Here is a 16,359-nt window from a genome sequence, read left to right as displayed (position 1 = left end):
TGTCGAGATCGTTGTACTGCGGAGGCGCGAGGGAGCGAAGCGACCGAGCGCCGACCGCGGCGCGGTTTTTGGTGGAGCTTTTTCAAGGAGCGGTGAGCGCGGCGCCTGCGCCGCGCTCACCCGACGCCAGAAAAAGGTCCTATTGGAACGCCGGCCCGGCAGTGGCGTCCGGCTCCTCCTCGATGTCGGACTGCTGGAACCGCTTCTCGATCTCCTCGTACTGGTCGCGGACGTCCTCCGTGACGCTGGGGACGACCTCCTCGAGGGCGGCCTCGAAGTGGTCCATCGTGATGCGGACGTTGCCGACCGACTCGCCCACGTCCTCGGGCGAGACGGAGCCGATGAACTCGCGGGAGGCGGCCATCGCGGCCTCGCGGGCGAGCGCCTCGAGGTCGGCGCCGACGAAGTTCTCCGTGCGGCGGGCGATCTCGTCGAGGTCCACGTCGTCGGCCAGCGGCTTGTGCCGGGTGTGGACGTCGAGGATCTTCCGGCGCGCGTCCTCGTCGGGCACCGGCACGTGGACGTGGCGGTCCAGCCGGCCGGGGCGCAGCAGCGCGGAGTCGATCAGGTCCGGGCGGTTGGTCGTCGCGATGACGACCACGTCCTCGAGCGACTCCAGCCCGTCGAGCTCCGTCAGCAGCTGGGAGACGACGCGCTCGGAGACGCCCGAGTCGCTCTGGTTGCGACCGCGCTCGGTGGCGATGGAGTCGATCTCGTCGAAGAACACCACGGTCGGAGCGTTCTCGCGGGCCTTACTGAACACCTCGCGGACGCCCTTCTCGGACTCGCCCACGAACTTGTTCAGCAGCTCGGGCCCCTTGATCGAGATGAAGTTGGAGTCGGCCTCATTGGCCACGGCCTTCGCGAGCAGGGTCTTCCCCGTGCCCGGCGGGCCGTACATCAGGACGCCCTTCGCGGCGGCCATGTCCAACTGGTCGAACACCTCGGGGTACTCCAGCGGCCACTGGATGGTCTCGCGGAGTCGCTCCTTGGTGTCCTCGAGCCCGCCCACGTCGGCCCACGTCACGTCGGGCACCTCGACGAAGACCTCACGCAGCGCGGAGGGTTCGATGCCCTTCAGCGCCTCCTTGAAGTCGTTCTCGGTGACCTGGATGGACTCGAGCACCTCGGCCTCGATCTCGTCGCTCTCAAGGTCGAGGTTGGGGCGGATCCGCCGCAGCGCGTGCATCGCGGACTCCTTGGCCAGCGACTCGAGGTCGGCGCCGACGAAGCCGTGGGTGTTCTCGGCGTACTCGTCGAGGTCGATCCCGTCCGTCAGCGGCATGTTCCGCGTGTGGACCTGCAGGATCTCCTTGCGGCCGTCGCGGTCCGGGACGCCCACCTCGATCTCGCGGTCGAAGCGGCCGCCGCGCCGGAGCGCGGGGTCGATGGCGTCGACGCGGTTGGTCGCGCCGATGACGACGACCTGGCCGCGGGCCTCCAGCCCGTCCATCAGCGAGAGGAGCTGGGCCACGACGCGCCGCTCCACGTCGCCGCCGGCCTCCTCGCGCTTGGGCGCGATGGAGTCCAGCTCGTCCATGAAGATGACGGCGGGCGCCTCCTCGGAGGCCTCCTCGAACACGTCGCGGAGCTGCTCCTCGGACTCGCCGTAGTACTTCGACATGATCTCCGGCCCGGAGATCGTGTGGAAGCTGGCGTCGATCTCGTTGGCGACGGCCTTCGCGATCAGCGTCTTCCCGGTGCCCGGCGGGCCGTGGAGGAGGACGCCCTTCGGCGGCTCGATGCCGAGCCGCTTGAACAGCTCGGGGTGCCGCATCGGCAGCTCGATCATCTCGCGGACCTGCTCGAGCTCCTCGTCGAGGCCGCCGATGTCCTCGTAGGCCACGTCGGGCGAGCCGTCGCCGCCGGCGCCGGCGCCGCTACCGGCCTGCTCGACGATCTCCTCGGCGGGCTGTTCGGAGACGTGGATCTCGGTGCTGTCGGTGACGACGACCGTCCCCGACGGGCTGGTGTCGGCGATCTTCAGCGGGACCGCCTGCGACTGGCCGCCCATGAAGCCGAAGCCCAGCGGGAGCTGGACGTTCTGGCCGGGCGTGACGGGCTGGCCGCCGAGCTCGCGGCGGATCAGCGCCTCGATGTTCCCGCGGATGCCGAGCCGCTGGGGGAGCGCCACGGTGACGCTGTCGGCGGGCTTGACGTCGACCTTCTCGAGCTCGACGCGGTCGTCGATGCCGACGTTGGCCTCCTGGCGGAGACGACCGTCGATGCGGACCACGCCGGTGCCGTCGTCTTCGGGATACCCCGGCCAGACGCGGGCGATGGCGCTGCCCGACTGCCCCTCGATGCGGACGAAGTCGCCGCCCGAGAGGTCGAGTTCGTCTGCGGCGACGCGGTCGATCGCGGCGAGGCGTCGGCCGGCGTCCTTCTGCTTCAGCGGCTTGACCGTGAGCTTCATTTCTCCACCTCGATGGTGAGGACGCCGTTGGTCACCGCGACCGTCGTGGCCGGTCCGGGCAGGTCGAGTTCCGCCTCCGACTCGCCGTCGCCGTGGTCGATCACGACGATCGCGGTGTCGCCGACGGTGTCGACGCTGACCGCGTCGTCGTCGACGCCCACGTCCGCGGCGACGACGTGCCGGTCGTCGTACTCGTAGCGACGGAGGAGGCTTTCACCCTCCTGAGATTGTGTGAGTCTCATGTTGGTGCTAACTCCAAGTTAGCCGAGAGAGTATATAAACCTGTCGCCAATGAATCGCCGGACGTGAACGTGTAGGGGTTTGAGCGGTAGGGTAGCGATTCGGGCACGCATTCGCGGACGGCCCTCGCCTCGACGCCGGCGTCGCGGGGGTGGTTCGCCGGCCGTGATCCGGTGCGGGATTTTTGAGGGTGCCGCGCGGAGTGTGACGCATGGAGCGGGTCACCCATCACGGCCGCGAGACGGCCTACCGAGTCTCGGACCGCGACGCGGACGGGCCGGGCGTCCTCTGCGTGCACGGGAGCGGCGGGAACCACGGCGTCTGGAAGGCACAGGCGCGGTTGGCCGACGAACATCCGATAGTGGCGCTCGACCTGTCCGGGCACGGGGAAAGCGGGGACGTGGACGCGCGACCGGGCCCGGAGACGCTCGCGGCGTACGCGGACGACGTGGTCGCGGTCGCCGAGGAGACGGGAGCGTCGGTGGTCTGCGGGAACTCGCTGGGCGGCGCGGTCGCGCTGTGGGTCGCGCTGGAGCGCGACCTCTCGCTCGACGGACTGGTGCTCGCGGGCACGGGCGCGAAACTCGCCGTGTTACAGGACCTGCTCGACTGGCTCGCCGAGGACTTCGACCGCGCGGTCGCGTTCCTCCACGGCGAGGACCGGCTGTTCCACGACGCGCCCGAGGAGTACGTCGAGCTCTCCGAGGCGGCGATGCGCGAGTGCGGCCGCGCGACCGCCGAGCGGGACTTCCGCACCTGCCACCGGTTCGACGTGCGCGACCGGCTCGGGGAGATCGGTGTGCCGGCGCTCGCGGTCGTCGGCGAGTACGACGGGCTCACGCCGCCGCGGTACCACGACTACCTCGCCGACGAGATGCCGCGCTGCGAGCGCGCGCTGATCGAGGACGCGGCCCACCTCGTGATGCTGGAGCAGCCGGCCGCGTTCAACGCGGCGCTCTCGGAGTTCTTGTCGCGGGTCTGAGAGCCTGTCGCGGGTCTGAGAGCCGGCGGTTCCGGACGGGAGTTCTCAAAAGCGCCGTCGCTCGGGAGCGGAGAGAACGGGTCAGCGGAGAATCGCGTCAGTTGTCGCCGGACTTCGACTGCCAGCTGTAGGAGCGACGCTTCGCCGACTTGCCGAACCCGCAAGAGGAGCAGCGCTCCTTCTTGAGGTGGTAGGATGCTTCGCCACAGCGGCGGCACTTCACGTGGACCGTCTTGTTCTTCTTCCCCTGAGAGGGCGTTCCGGCTCCGGTCATGCTTTGATGGTGACGACGTTATCGCCGCGTATAATCGTTGTGTCTTCGACCGCGACGGCGAACTCCTCGTCGACGTCGAAGCGTTCCTCGGCCGCCTCCTCCGGCTCGATGACCACGTTCATGTGCTGGTCGTAGCCGGCGAGGATTCCGTAGTACGTCGTGCCGTCCTTGAGGTGAACCGTCACCGCGTCGTCGAGCGACGCTTCGAGCACGTCGAGGGGTCGACCACTCATGATGTACACCGCGATTCGTCGTACTATTAAAAATGTCGGGACCGGCGGCGTCAGGTCGCGGTTGAGGAGGACGTAGGGAAGACGAGGACCGAAAACGAGCGTCGCGGTCCGAAGAGGGGGCGGTCGTGAAGCGGTGCAGTAGCGGATGTGGTGCGGTCCGGGTGCGGATGTGGTGCGGTGCGGTCCGGGTGCGGATGTGGTGCGGTCGGCGCGCGAGAAACGCGCGAGGGAGGTCGCGGGCCCGGCGCGATGCGGTGTCTCCGGCGTCGCCGTGAGCGCGGTGCGGAGCGAACGGCGGCTCGGAAATCTCCGATTTCCGGCGCGCCACTGCACGCCGGAGGCCAGCGAGACGCGGTTTGTCCCGCGCTGCGTTGCGGGTCCGCGCCGGGCCCGCGGCCGAGGCTGGGGAGGCGTGAGGCTGCGGTACGGTCGCGGTGCGAGGCGGGGATGAAAGGGGCAGCGGGCTGGGGTGTTCTGAGCGTTGCTGTCCCGATCAGCAGGATCCGCGACAGACACAGAAATGGAGTTCACTGCGTCTCCCGGCGATCCGTGTGAAACCGCCGACCCATACAGTTTTTACCGAGCGGGCGTGTAGCCCGAATCACCACATCCCGCGGGACACGGTGAGCCGAGTCGGCTCGACCGTAGCGGGGCCTCGCCGACGCGCTGTCACACGCCGGGGTCGTCGGCCCCAACCGACCCGCGTTTCAGTGACCGGTATCGCCGCACCGCGGCGGTCCACACAGGACAACTATGGAAATCGAGATCGCGACAATCGGCGGTTACGAGGAAGTCGGTCGACAGATGACGGCCGTCCGTGCGGGCGAGGACATCGTCATCTTCGACATGGGCCTGAACCTGAGCAAGGTCCTGATCCACGACGACGTGGAGACCGAGAGCATGCACAGTCTCGACCTGATCGACATGGGCGCCATCCCGGACGACCGGGTGATGTCCGAACTCGAGGGCGACGTCCGGGCCATCGTGCCGACGCACGGGCACCTCGACCACATCGCGGCGATCCCGAAGCTCGCCCACCGCTACGACGCGCCCATCGTCGCGACCCCGTTCACGATCGAGCTGGTCAAACAGCAGATCCAGGGCGAGAGCAAGTTCGACGTGGGCAACGAGCTGGTGAAGATGGAGGCCGGTGAGACGATGCCGATCGGCGACTCCGGCGCGCTGGACCTGGAGTTCGTCAACGTCGCCCACTCCATCATCGACGCCATCAACCCGGTTCTCCACACGCCCGAGGGCGCGGTCGTCTACGGGCTCGACAAGCGCCTGGACCACGACCCGGTGCTGGGCGACCCGATCGACATGGACCGGTTCGCGGAGATCGGCCGCGAGGGCGAGGGCGTCCTCTGCTACATCGAGGACTGTACCAACGCCGGCCAGAAGGGGCGAACGCCCTCCGAGTCGGTCGCGCGCGACCACCTCCACGACGTGATGACGAGCGTCGCCGACTACGACGGCGGCATCGTCGCGACGACGTTCTCCTCGCACGTCGCCCGCGTGAAGTCGCTCGTCGAGTTCGCCCGCGAGATGGGCCGCGAGCCGGTGCTGCTCGGGCGGTCGATGGAGCAGTACGCCGGCACCGCCGAGCGCCTCGACTTCGTGAACTTCCCGGGAGACCTGGGCATGTACGGCCACCGGAAGTCCGTCGACCGCACGTTCAAGCGGATCATGGAGGAGGGCAAAGACCAGTACCTCCCCATCGTGACGGGCCATCAGGGAGAGCCGCGCGCGATGCTCACCCGGATGGCTCGCGGGGAGACCCCCTACGAGTTCGACGACGGCGACAAGGTGATCTTCAGCGCCAGCGTCATTCCCGAGCCGACGAACGAGGGGCAACGCTACCAGGCCGAGACGCTGCTGCGCATGCAGGGCGCCCGCATCTTCGACGACATCCACGTCTCCGGCCACCTCAGCGAGGAGGGCCACTACGAGATGCTGCGGACGCTGCAGCCGCAACACGTCATCCCGGCCCACCAGAACATGAAGGGCTTCTCCCCGTACGTGGACCTGGCCGACTCGCAGGGGTACGAGCTGGGCCGTGACCTCCACGTCACGCGAAACGGCAACACCATCCAGCTGGTCGAATGACGAACCAAGCGACCGAAGAACGGGTGCTCGACGCGATCGGCCAGCGCCGGGAGCTGGTCAACGACGCGATCGACGACGAGCTGCCGATGGCCGAGCCGGAGCGCCTCTACGAGGCGTCCCGCTACATCCTCGAGGCGGGCGGCAAGCGGCTCCGCCCCACGGTGACGCTGATCGCGGCCGAGGCGGTCACGGACGTGCCGCCCCTCTCGACGCCGTACCGGGAGTTCCCGGCGCTGGGCGAGGCAGACGCGTTCGACCTGATGCGCGCCGCGGTCTCCATCGAGGTGATCCAGTCGTTCACCCTGATCCACGACGACATCATGGACGAGGACGACCTCCGGCGCGGCGTGCCGGCGGTCCACGAGCAGTACGACGTGTCGACGGCGATCCTCGCCGGCGACACGCTCTACTCGAAGGCGTTCGAGATCATGACGGAGACGGGCGCCGACCCCGCGGCGGGGCTGGAGGCGATGCGAACGCTCGCGTCGACCTGCACGAAGATCTGCGAGGGACAGGCGCTCGACGTCGCCTTCGAGGAGCGCGACGACATCCTGCCCGACGAGTACCTCGAGATGGTCGAACTGAAGACCGCGGTGCTGTACGGCGCCGCGGCCGCGACCGCCGGGATCCTGACTGGCGCCGGCGAGGAGGTCGTCGACGCACTCTACCGCTACGGGATCGACTCCGGCTGCGCGTTCCAGATCCAGGACGACGTGTTGGACCTCACGGTCCCCTCCGAACAGCTCGGCAAACAGCGCGGCTCCGACCTCGTCGAGGACAAGGAGACGCTGATCACCCTCCACGCGCGCCAACAGGGCGTCGACGTCGACGACCTCGTGGACGCGGAGACGCCCGCGGAAGTCACCGAGGCGGAGGTCGACGAGGCGGTCGCGGCGCTGGAGGAGGTCGGCTCCATCGACTACGCCCGCGAGACGGCCGAGGACCTCACCGCGCGCTCGAAGGACCACCTCTCGGTGTTGCCGGACAACGAGGCGCGGAGCCTGCTGGAAGACATCGCGGACTACCTCATCAGCCGAGGCTACTGACTCCGCCGTGTCACGCTATCGCGACGCCGTCCTGTTCCTGGCGGTGGCGCTTCTGTGGGGCGGGTCGTTCGTCGCCATCGAGGTCGGGCTGGCGTTCTACCCGCCCGTCCTGTTCGCCGCCTACCGCTTCGACCTGGCGGCGCTGGCGCTCGTGAGCTACGTGCTCGTCACGCAGGACGCCCCGCTTCCGCGGACGCGCGCCGACTTCGTGGCGATCGGGTTCAGCGGCGGGCTCTCGGTGGCGGCCAACAACTCGCTGCTGTTCGTGGGCCAGCAGTACACCACGAGCGGCATCGCCGCCGTCGTGTACAGCCTGGTCCCCATCGCCACCGCGGCGGCGGCCGCGACCTGGCTCGGCGACTCCGGGCTCGACGCCCGCGGCTACGTCGGCGTCGTACTGGCGTTCGTCGGCGTCGCGCTGGTCGCCCAGCCCGACCCGGCGAACCTCACGGGCGGAGTGACGGTCGGCGTCGGGCTCATCCTGATCGGCGTGGTGGCGGTCTCGATCGGCGCGGTGGGGATCCGAACCGTCTCCCCGTCGATCCCGAGCGTCGCGCTGACCGCGTGGGCGATGCTGCTCGGCGGCCTGCTGATCCACGGGTTCAGCCTCGGACTCGGCGAGCGACAGATGGCGCCGGTCGCGGAGCCCCTGCCGCTGCTCGCGCTGGCGTTCCTGGGACTGCTCTCGTCGGCGGTCGCGTACAGCTTCTACTTCGCACTGCTGGAGCGGGTCGGCGCGTTCCAGGTCAACCTCGTCTCCTACGTCGTCCCCGTGGTCGCGACGGTCGCCGGCGCGGTGCTTCTGGACGAGCCGGTGACCGTCTACACGGCGACCGGCTTCGTCGTCATCGTCGCCGGCTTCGGTCTGCTGAAGCGGGCGGCGATCCGCCGGGAGATACCCCGGGTCAAGGCGGCGGTCGCGGGCTGGTTCTGACGGCGGTCGTGGGCTGGTTCTGACGGCGGTCGTGGGCTGGTTCTGACGGCGGTCGTGGGCTGGTTCTGACGGCGGTCGTGGGCTGGTTCTGACGGCGGTCGTGGGCTGGTTCTGACGGCGACCGCCGCCCGACCGCTCCCGTTCGGTCGGCGAGCCGAATCGGTACCCTTTAGGCCAGCCTAAACACACGACCGGACAAGCGATGAGCGAGGACATCTGCGTTATCGTCCCGACGATCCGAGAGTACGAGTGCATGCGGGCGTACTTCGAGAACGCTCGCGACCACGGGTTCGACCTCTCGCGGCTCCACGTCGTCCTCGTCACCGAGGACTTCTGTGAGACCGACGAGATGCGCGCGATGCTCGACGAGGAGGGCGTCTCCGGCGAGGTCTTCGACGGCTCGCGCCGCGAGGAGTGGTACGAGGCGCACGGCGTCGCGGAGTACGGCCACGTCGTCCCCGCGGCCAGCCACGCCGAGACGAGCTTCGGCCTGCTGTACATGTGGGCGCACGACCGGTTCGACTACGGCTTCTTCATCGACGACGACACCCTCCCGCACCCGGAGGACGACTTCTTCGGCACCCACATGGAGAACCTCGCGTTCGAGGGGGAGGTCAAGTCCGTCTCCTCGGACAAGCAGTGGGTGAACGTGCTCCACGAGAACGCCGACGAGCACGGCCTCTACCCCCGCGGCTACCCCTACTCCGCGATGGACGAGGCGGTCGAGACCGACACCGAGGACGTGACCGACGTGGTCGCCTCGCAGGGGCTCTGGACCAACGTCCCGGACCTCGACGCGGTCCGCATCCTGATGGACGGCGACCTGCAGGGACAGGCCCAGACGCGGACGAGCCGGGACGACTTCGAGGACGACTTCGTCGCCGCGCCCGACAACTACCTCACCGTCTGCTCGATGAACCTCGCGTTCGAGCGCGAGGTGATCCCGGCCTTCTACCAGCTCCCGATGGACGACAACGAGTGGGACGTGGGGCGGTTCGACGACATCTGGAGCGGCGTCTTCCTGAAGCGCGCCGCGGATCTCCTCGGCAAGCAGGTGTACAACGGCGCGCCGCTCTGTGAACACAACAAGGCGCCCCGCTCGACGTTCGACGACCTCCACAACGAGGTCGCGGGCCTCGAACTCAACGAGCACCTCTGGGAGCTCGTCGACGACGTGGAGCCGGCGGGACTGCCGGACGACCCCGCGGCCGCGACGCCGGACGACTACGCGACCGTCTTCGCGGCGATGGCCGACCGCCTTGTCGAGGGCGAGTTCGACGAGTACCGCAACGGCGCGTTCTTCAACCACGTCGGCGAGCACATGCACGACTGGCTCGACTGCCTCGACGCGCTCGCGGACGTCGAGGCGACCGAGTCGGCGGCGGCCTGATCCGACGGCTATAAGTTGTTTTAGGCAAACCTAAACCCATGACCGAAGACGACCGACGGACGCGGCTCGGCGACGCACCGGTTGACCGACGAGCGTTCCTCGGCGGCACGGCGGCCGCGGGGCTCGCGGGACTGGCGGGCTGTACCGGCGACGGCGATGGTGACGGCGGTACCGAGGGTCCCGGAACCGAAGGGGGGAGCGGGACCGACGACCTCGAATCGCTCGGCTACGGTCGCGAACGCGGCGAACTCGGCGGGACGCCGATGTCCGAGATGCCGGATCTGGAGGGGGAGCTGACGGTCTACTCCGGCCGCGGCGAGTTCCTCGTCGGCCAGCTGGTGAGCTACATCGAGTCGCTGTACGACGACTTCTCGCTGGAGATACGCTACGGCGGCGCCACGGACCTCGTCAACCAGATCGTCAACGAGGGCGAGGGGACGCCCGCGGACGTGTTCTACTCGGTGAACGCGGGGGCTCTCGGCGCGCTCGCGGACGAGGGACGGACGGCCGCGCTCTCCGACGACCTGCTCGGGCTCGTGCGCGAGGAGTTCCACACGGATCAGTGGATCGGCACGTCGGGCCGCGCGCGCTCGGTGCCGTACAACACCAACGCGCTGTCGGAGGGTGACCTTCCCGACAGCGTCATGGAGTTCCCGGATCTCGACGCCCAGCTCGGCTGGGCCCCCTCCTACGGGTCCTGTCAGGCGTTCGTGACCGCGATGCGGATCATCGAGGGCGAGGAGGCCACCCGCGAGTGGCTCAACGCGATTCAGGAGGCGGGGATCGAGTCGTATCCCGACGAGTTCGTCGTATCGCAGGCCGTCGCTGACGGCGAGATCGACGCCGGGTTCACGAACCACTACTACATCCAGCGCGTCATCGAGGGACGCGAGGACCCGCCGATCGCCACGACGTTCACCGAGGGCGACGCCGGCGCGGTGTTCAACGTCGCCGGCGCGGCGGTCGTCGACCAGGCGAGCGACCCGACGCTCGCGGAGAACTTCATCCGCCACCTGCTGTCGACGGAGGCGCAGGACTACTTCGCGGTCCGCACCTTCGAGTACCCCCTCGTGGAGGGCGTCCCGCCGGTCGGCGACCTCCCGAGCATCGACGAGCTCGACGTGCCGAACATCGACCTCGCGCAGCTGTCCGACCTCCAGGCGACGGTCGACCTGATGCGCGACGCCGGCATCGACATCTGAGGCCGTGGTCGACCGCACGACGCTCGCGCGCACGGCGACGTGCGCCCGGACGCGGCTTCGCGAGGACCCCGCGACTCGCGTCCGGGTCGCGGCCGCCCTCGTCGTGCTCGCGGCGGGCGTCGTGACCTTTCTGACCGCGACGGGACTGTTCCCGTATCACTCCAGCAACCACGACGAGGCGGTGTACCTCCAACAGGCGGGGCTGTTGCTCGACGGACAGCTCCAGCTGTTCGCGGGCGAGATCGCGGGCGCAGTCCATCCCTGGTTCTTCGTGCAGGACGGCGGTCGGCTCTACCCGAAGTACTCGCCGGTGCCGTCCGCGATGTACGCGGTCTCGATAGCGCTGTTCGACGAGCCGCGCGTCACGCTCGCCGCGGTGAGTGCCGGCAACGCCGCCTGCATCTACGCGCTGGCGTCGGCCGGGTTCGACCGGCGCGTGGGCGTCGTCGCCGCCGCCGTCTTCGCCGCCGCGCCGATGGCGCTGTTGACGGGGTCCGTGTTCCTCCCCTACGCCCCCACCACGTTTCTGAACCTGCTGTTCGCGGTCGCGTACGTCCGCGCAACGCGTCGCGAGAGCCGCGTCTACGCGACGTTCGCGGGCGTCGCCGTCGGGCTGGCCTTCTTCGCTCGCCCGTTCACCGCGGTGCTGTTCGCGGCGCCGTTCATCGCACACGCGCTGTGGACGGTGGCGTCGGCGGCGCGAACTGCGGGTGCGTGGCCGCCCGGCGAGGCGGTCGTTCGCCAGCTCCACACCGCGGCGCTCGGGCTGCTGTTCGTCGGCGTCACGCTGGCGTACAACGCTCACCTGACCGGCGACCCGCTCACGTTCCCGTATCAGGCGTTCGCGCCGCTGGACGGGCCCGGGTTCGGCTACCGCGAGATCCTCGGACACTCCGAGACGTATACGCCCGCGCTCGCGCTGGAGACGAACGCCTACGGGCTCTGGTACCTGATCTCCCGGTGGTTCACGGCGGGGCTCCTCGGAACCGCCGCCGCGGTCGCCGGGCTCGCGGTCGCGGTTCGTCGCTGGAGCGCCGGGGCCGTTCCCGCTCGCGAGCGCCTGCCCGGCGTTCTCGTCGCCGGCCTGCTGGCGACCGTGCCGGTCGGCAACCTGTTCTTCTGGGGGACGCACAACCTGCTCGCGGACGCCACCGACCCGACGGACGGCATCGTCGCGCAGTTCGGGCCCTTCTACCACTTCGACCTGCTCGTCCCGCTGTCGATCTTCGCGGCGGTCGGCGCGGTCACCGGATGGCGGCGCGCCCGCGGGCTGCTGGCCGAGTACGGCGGCCCCGAGCGCGCGACCGCGGTCCGCGCGCTCCTCGTCGCGCTCGCGCTCTCGGGGGTGCTCGTCGCGGGCGCCGCGAACGCGGCGGTGCTGGACGGACCGGTCGAGCGCAACGCCGCCTACACCGAGAAGCACGACCGGGCGTACGAACCGGTCGAGGCGACCGATTTCGAGGACTCCCTCGTGCTCCTTCCGACGCCGTACGGCGACTGGCTCAACCACCCCTTCCAGTACCTCCGGAACGACGGGACGCTCGACGGCGACGCGGTGTACGCGCTCGACCGCGACCCGGAGAGCGACTTCGCCGTCCTCGACGCGTTCCCGAACAGAACGAGCTACCGCTACGCCTACCAGGGGCAGTGGACCGGCGACCCGAACCAGCACGTCACGCCGAAGCTGGAGCGGCTGGACGTGCGGAGCGGGGAGCGGCTCGACGCCGAGACGACGGTCGGCGTCCCCGCGGGCGTCGAGCGCGCGACCGTCCGCCTAGAGAACGAGGCGGGCGACTACGTGAGCGCGCCGGTCGACGCCGGCCGGGTCGAGCCGGGCGGAAACCTGACCGTCGCGTGGTCGGTCGACGAGGCGACGGTGCGCCTGACCGGTCCGACGGCGGGGCCCGGGGCGGGGACCACCGCGGGCGGCGACGGGAACGCGACGGACGCCGCGGTCCCGGTCGCGGAGACGGACGAGCTGCTGGTCCTCGTCCGGCTGACGGGGTTCGACGGATCGACGCTCACCTACCGACAGGAGGTGACGGTCAGAACGGACGGCGACCGCGTAGAGGTCGTCTGGCCCCCGGAGCGGTCCGTCTGCCCGCTGGTCGACGCCTGTGACAACCGCGGGACGTACCTCCCGGACCACCCCGAGGAACACCCCTCGGGCGTCTCGTTCGAGACGAACGTCTCCGCGACCGCGGGCGACTCCGAGAGGTAGCCGGCGGAGCGGTCGGAGCGGTCGCTAACAGCAGGACGGAAGATCCATCTCTGACAGCAGGACAGAAAACCCTCCTTCCGACGGTGGGACGGAAACCGAAGCAAAAGTCGCCGATCGCGGCCGCGGGGTCGAAGACCCCACCTCTTCGCGAGACTGCGTCCCGAGACGACTACCGGAACCGCTCCTGCAGACAGACCTTCACGATGGACTTCGCGATGGCGGCACCGCCCTCGATGGGGTCGAGCTTCGTCTCGCCGGCGCGCTCGCCGTAGGGGATCGGCTCCTCGCGGATCTCGTAGCCGCGCATCAGCGGCCGGATCAGGAGCTCGGCGGAGAGACCGGTGTTCTCGGTCCACTCGATGTCGTGGAGCAGTTCGCGGCGGTACGCGCGCATCCCCGTGGTGGTGTCGTGGACGCGCTCGGTCATCAGGACGCTCGCGATGGCCGCGAACGCCTTGTTGCCGAAGCGGTTGAACCCGGGCATCGTCTCCGCGCCGTGGTAGAGGCGGTCGCCGCTGACCACGTCGTAGCCCTCGTTGATCAACTCGAGGAACTCGGGGAGCTTCTCCATCGGGTAGGTATCGTCGCAGTCGGTCGTGACGACGACCGGCCGGTCCGGCGTCAGGACGGCCTCGCGGACCGCGACGCCGTACCCCTGCGGCTCCTGCTCGACGACGGTCGCGCCGTGTTCGCGGGCGATCTCCGGCGTCCGGTCCGAGGAACCGTCCACGCAGACGACCTCCGCGCGGCCGTCCGTGACGCGCTCGATGTCCTCCAGCACCGTCCCGATGGCGGCCTCCTCGTTGTAGGTGCCCATCACGACCGCGAGGTCGTCGAAGGTGTACGCGTCCGCGGCGTCCTCCGCGGTCGCGACGTTCTCGCCGGTCGCCTCGTCCGCGGCCGGTTCCGCGTCGTCGGCCGCGTGCTGGGTCGTCGACTCGTCATAACCGGAATCGGGTCGCTCGGCGGGGTCCGCGCCCGCGTGTACCTGACTCATTACCTGCTCGTTGCGACCGGGGGGACTTATGTTTTTAGGTTTGCCTAAAACAACGGTCGGCCGCGATTCCTCGCCCTCAAAGCGCCGCGTCGACCGCGTCCGCGGCCCGCAGCGCGAGCGCCGCGATGGTGAGCGTCGGGTTCATCGCGCCGGCGGTGGGGAAGACGCTGCTGGAGGCGATCCAGCAGTTGCCGAGGTCGTGCGTGCGGAGGTCAGGATCGACCACGCTCTCGGTCGGGTCGGTTCCCATTCGGGTCGTGCCCATGTGGTGGTACGCGGGGCCGGTGTTGTCGGGACCGACGCTCCACTCGATCTCCGCGCCGAGCTCCTCGAGCACCGACCGCTGGACCTCGTTAGCGCGTTCGAGCGTCCGGAGCGCGCGGTCGCCGACGTTCCAGTGGACGTCCGGCACCGGATTGCCGCGGTCGTCGGTCCTGTCGGGGTCGAGCGCGACGTAGCTGTCCTCGCGCGGAAGCTGCTCGACCAGCCCCCCCATCGCGATGTGGGTGCCGTACCCGTCTCGCAGCCGGTCCAGCAGGTCGTCGCCCCAGTCCCCGCCGGAGAGCGCCATCTCCACCGGCGAGGGACCGGCGTAGTTGAAGAACTCCAGCTTGAACGGCCCGACCTCCGCGTCGGCCTCGTCGTAGAACTGGTGGCTCTCGCTGGTCAGGAAGCCGACGTGGTTCTGTCGCGTCGGCTCGTCGAGCGTTCCGCCCATCCCCGCGAACAGGTGGTCCATGAAGAACTTCCCGACCGCGCCGCTGGAGTTGGCCAGTCCGCCGGGATACGTCTCGGACTCCGAGAGCAGGAGGAGCCGCGGGATTTCGACCCCGCCGGCAGCGAGCACGAACGCGTCGGCGTCCTGTCTGTGGCGGTCGCCGTCCGGCGTGGCGTATTCGGCCGCCGTGACCCGGTCGGCGTCGTGGTGGAGGTACTCCACGGGCGCGCGGTCGATGACCGTCGCTCCCTTCTCCTCGGCCCGCTCGATGTGGACCGTCGCGTCGTACTTCGCCCCGGAAGGACAGACCGGCTGGCAGGTGCCGTACCCGACACACTGGCTCCGGCCGTCGTAGGACTCGGAGTTGCGCGCGTTCGGCACCGAGTGCATGTCGATGCCCAGTTCCTCGCAGGCCTCCGCGAACAGCGAATCGCTGTAGGAGGGCTCGAAGGCGGGCATGGGGTGCGGCTCCTCGCGCGGCGGCGCGTAGGGGTTGTCGGAGGCCCCTGCGACGCCCAGTTCGGCCTCGGCCTCGGCGTAGTAGGGACGGAGGTCCGCGTAGTCGATGGGCCAGTCGACCCCGACGCCGCGCTCGGTCGCCGATGCGAAGTCGTCCTCGTGGAGCCGCATCACCATCCCCTGCCAGTGGAGCGTCGAGCCGCCGACGCCCTTCACGCGGGCGTGGTTCAGCGGGTAGAACCACTCGCCGGAGGCCGAGTGGGCGTCGCGCTCGGGGTCGCCGTCCCACACGTCCGGTCGGTCGTAGGCAGGCCTGATCGCCATCTCCTGTCTGCGGCGCCGCGTGGAGGGGTCGAACCGCGGCCCGGCGTCGAGTACCACGACCTCGTGGCCCCGCCCCGCCAGTCGGTCGGCGACCAGCGCCCCCGCGGGCCCCGCGCCGACGACGCAGATGTCCGCGTTCTCGACCGGCGTGCGGTCGGGGGTCGGATCGCCCTGCGCGCCGCCGTCCGTGCCGCCGTCCGCGCCGCTCATCGCGCCGGCCCCCGCTGGTAGCTGTCCGTCCCGCCGGGGTGGCCCTGCGGGTTCTCGATGCCGACGAGCTCGCCGCCGGTCGGCGAGGCGTACAGCGCCAGCAGCAGCTCGTTGACGACGTAGTAGCGGACGCGCTCGGCGTCGGTGCCGTCCGGGGCCGCCTCGGCCGTGTCGGCGCCGACCTCCCGGAGCAGGCGGTCGCGGTCGTCGGGGGAGAGCTCCGCGACGGGAGCGTCGTACCACGAGACCGCGAGGTCGTTCAGCGTCGCGACCGTCTCGCGGACGCCGGCATCGTGTTCCCGCTCGAACGCGGTCGCATCGGCAGCGCGTTCGGGGTCGAGGAGCCTGCCCGACAGGAACGACTCCACGAACGCCGCGATGCCCTCGACCTCGCTCGGATAGACGACCTCGGCGACGGCGACGAGGGCGTCCCGGACCGCGACGTCGGACGCGAGCGCGTCGCCCGACGACCCCCCGCCCCCCGACCCGTCGCGCGTCGATCCGCGACGCCACTCGCGGACGCCCGCGGCCGCCGCACCGCCCACCCCGAGCGCCGCGAGCGCGGCCGCGGCGTCCCGTCTCGTCAGCTCCATGGGCCGTCTTAGGT

At 69.9% G+C, this 16,359-nt stretch carries 14 protein-coding genes; 7 read left to right on the top strand and 7 right to left on the bottom strand.

Annotated elements, in window-relative coordinates; all coding sequences use genetic code 11:
• Positions 1 to 139: 139 nt before the first annotated feature.
• Entirely contained in the window at positions 140 to 2,416 is a 2,277-nt protein-coding gene (locus ACQE3L_RS10045) for a CDC48 family AAA ATPase (RefSeq protein WP_426963641.1), read from the bottom strand.
• Positions 2,413 to 2,658 (bottom strand): Hsp20/alpha crystallin family protein, encoded by a 246-nt coding sequence (locus ACQE3L_RS10040; protein WP_426963640.1) that lies wholly within the window; start codon positions 2,656 to 2,658, stop codon positions 2,413 to 2,415. Before ACQE3L_RS10040 ends, ACQE3L_RS10045 begins: the two co-directional genes overlap by 4 nt.
• A 209-nt stretch (positions 2,659 to 2,867) precedes the next feature.
• Between ACQE3L_RS10040 and ACQE3L_RS10035 the strand changes: the two genes are divergently transcribed.
• Complete coding sequence (locus tag ACQE3L_RS10035) at positions 2,868 to 3,638, top strand: alpha/beta fold hydrolase (protein WP_426963639.1); 771 nt, start codon at positions 2,868 to 2,870, stop codon at positions 3,636 to 3,638.
• Between the two features lie 97 nt (positions 3,639 to 3,735).
• On the opposite strand, the gene ACQE3L_RS10030 is transcribed toward ACQE3L_RS10035, so the two are convergent.
• The gene (locus ACQE3L_RS10030; protein ID WP_080508449.1) at positions 3,736 to 3,912 is read right to left on the bottom strand and encodes a 50S ribosomal protein L37e; all 177 of its coding nucleotides are present in this window, start codon (positions 3,910 to 3,912) and stop codon (positions 3,736 to 3,738) included.
• Entirely contained in the window at positions 3,909 to 4,145 is a 237-nt protein-coding gene (locus tag ACQE3L_RS10025) for an LSM domain-containing protein (RefSeq protein ID WP_058366912.1), read from the bottom strand. Before ACQE3L_RS10025 ends, ACQE3L_RS10030 begins: the two co-directional genes overlap by 4 nt.
• A gap of 753 nt (positions 4,146 to 4,898) precedes the next feature.
• On the opposite strand from ACQE3L_RS10025, the gene ACQE3L_RS10020 reads away from it, so the two are divergent.
• From ACQE3L_RS10020 to ACQE3L_RS09995, 6 genes are all read left to right on the top strand, one after another.
• Positions 4,899 to 6,251: an RNase J family beta-CASP ribonuclease gene (locus tag ACQE3L_RS10020; protein ID WP_426963638.1), complete on the top strand. Its 1,353-nt coding sequence runs from the start codon at positions 4,899 to 4,901 to the stop codon at positions 6,249 to 6,251.
• On the top strand, positions 6,248 to 7,297 hold the full coding sequence (gene idsA3, locus ACQE3L_RS10015) for a geranylfarnesyl diphosphate synthase (RefSeq protein ID WP_426963637.1): 1,050 nt from the start codon (positions 6,248 to 6,250) through the stop codon (positions 7,295 to 7,297). The genes ACQE3L_RS10020 and idsA3 overlap by 4 nt, the downstream gene beginning before the upstream one ends.
• 7 nt (positions 7,298 to 7,304) lie before the next feature.
• Positions 7,305 to 8,231 (top strand): DMT family transporter, encoded by a 927-nt coding sequence (locus ACQE3L_RS10010; protein WP_426963636.1) that lies wholly within the window; start codon positions 7,305 to 7,307, stop codon positions 8,229 to 8,231.
• Positions 8,232 to 8,433: 202 nt separating this feature from the next.
• On the top strand, positions 8,434 to 9,621 hold the full coding sequence (locus ACQE3L_RS10005) for an alpha-1 4-glucan-protein synthase (protein ID WP_426963635.1): 1,188 nt from the start codon (positions 8,434 to 8,436) through the stop codon (positions 9,619 to 9,621).
• Positions 9,622 to 9,659: 38 nt separating this feature from the next.
• Complete coding sequence (locus ACQE3L_RS10000; protein ID WP_426963634.1) at positions 9,660 to 10,823, top strand: extracellular solute-binding protein; 1,164 nt, start codon at positions 9,660 to 9,662, stop codon at positions 10,821 to 10,823.
• A gap of 4 nt (positions 10,824 to 10,827) precedes the next feature.
• On the top strand, positions 10,828 to 13,044 hold the full coding sequence (locus tag ACQE3L_RS09995) for an ArnT family glycosyltransferase (RefSeq protein WP_426963633.1): 2,217 nt from the start codon (positions 10,828 to 10,830) through the stop codon (positions 13,042 to 13,044).
• Positions 13,045 to 13,213: 169 nt separating this feature from the next.
• Here ACQE3L_RS09995 and ACQE3L_RS09990 read toward each other — a convergent pair whose 3' ends face one another.
• From ACQE3L_RS09990 to ACQE3L_RS09980, 3 genes are all read right to left on the bottom strand, one after another.
• Positions 13,214 to 13,861 carry a dolichyl-phosphate hexose transferase gene (locus tag ACQE3L_RS09990; RefSeq protein ID WP_426963642.1) on the bottom strand — a complete coding sequence of 216 codons (648 nt, stop codon included), beginning with the start codon at positions 13,859 to 13,861 and terminating at the stop codon, positions 13,214 to 13,216.
• 256 nt (positions 13,862 to 14,117) lie between these two features.
• Positions 14,118 to 15,752 (bottom strand): GMC family oxidoreductase, encoded by a 1,635-nt coding sequence (locus ACQE3L_RS09985; RefSeq protein WP_426963631.1) that lies wholly within the window; start codon positions 15,750 to 15,752, stop codon positions 14,118 to 14,120.
• Positions 15,749 to 16,345 carry a gluconate 2-dehydrogenase subunit 3 family protein gene (locus tag ACQE3L_RS09980; RefSeq protein ID WP_426963629.1) on the bottom strand — a complete coding sequence of 199 codons (597 nt, stop codon included), beginning with the start codon at positions 16,343 to 16,345 and terminating at the stop codon, positions 15,749 to 15,751. Before ACQE3L_RS09980 ends, ACQE3L_RS09985 begins: the two co-directional genes overlap by 4 nt.
• Between the last annotated feature and the right edge of the window lie 14 nt (positions 16,346 to 16,359).

This window comes from Haloparvum alkalitolerans (assembly GCF_050122995.1).
In the GTDB taxonomy this organism is placed as follows: domain Archaea; phylum Halobacteriota; class Halobacteria; order Halobacteriales; family Haloferacaceae; genus Haloparvum; species Haloparvum alkalitolerans.
This window is presented reverse-complemented; position numbering and strand designations above follow the sequence as displayed.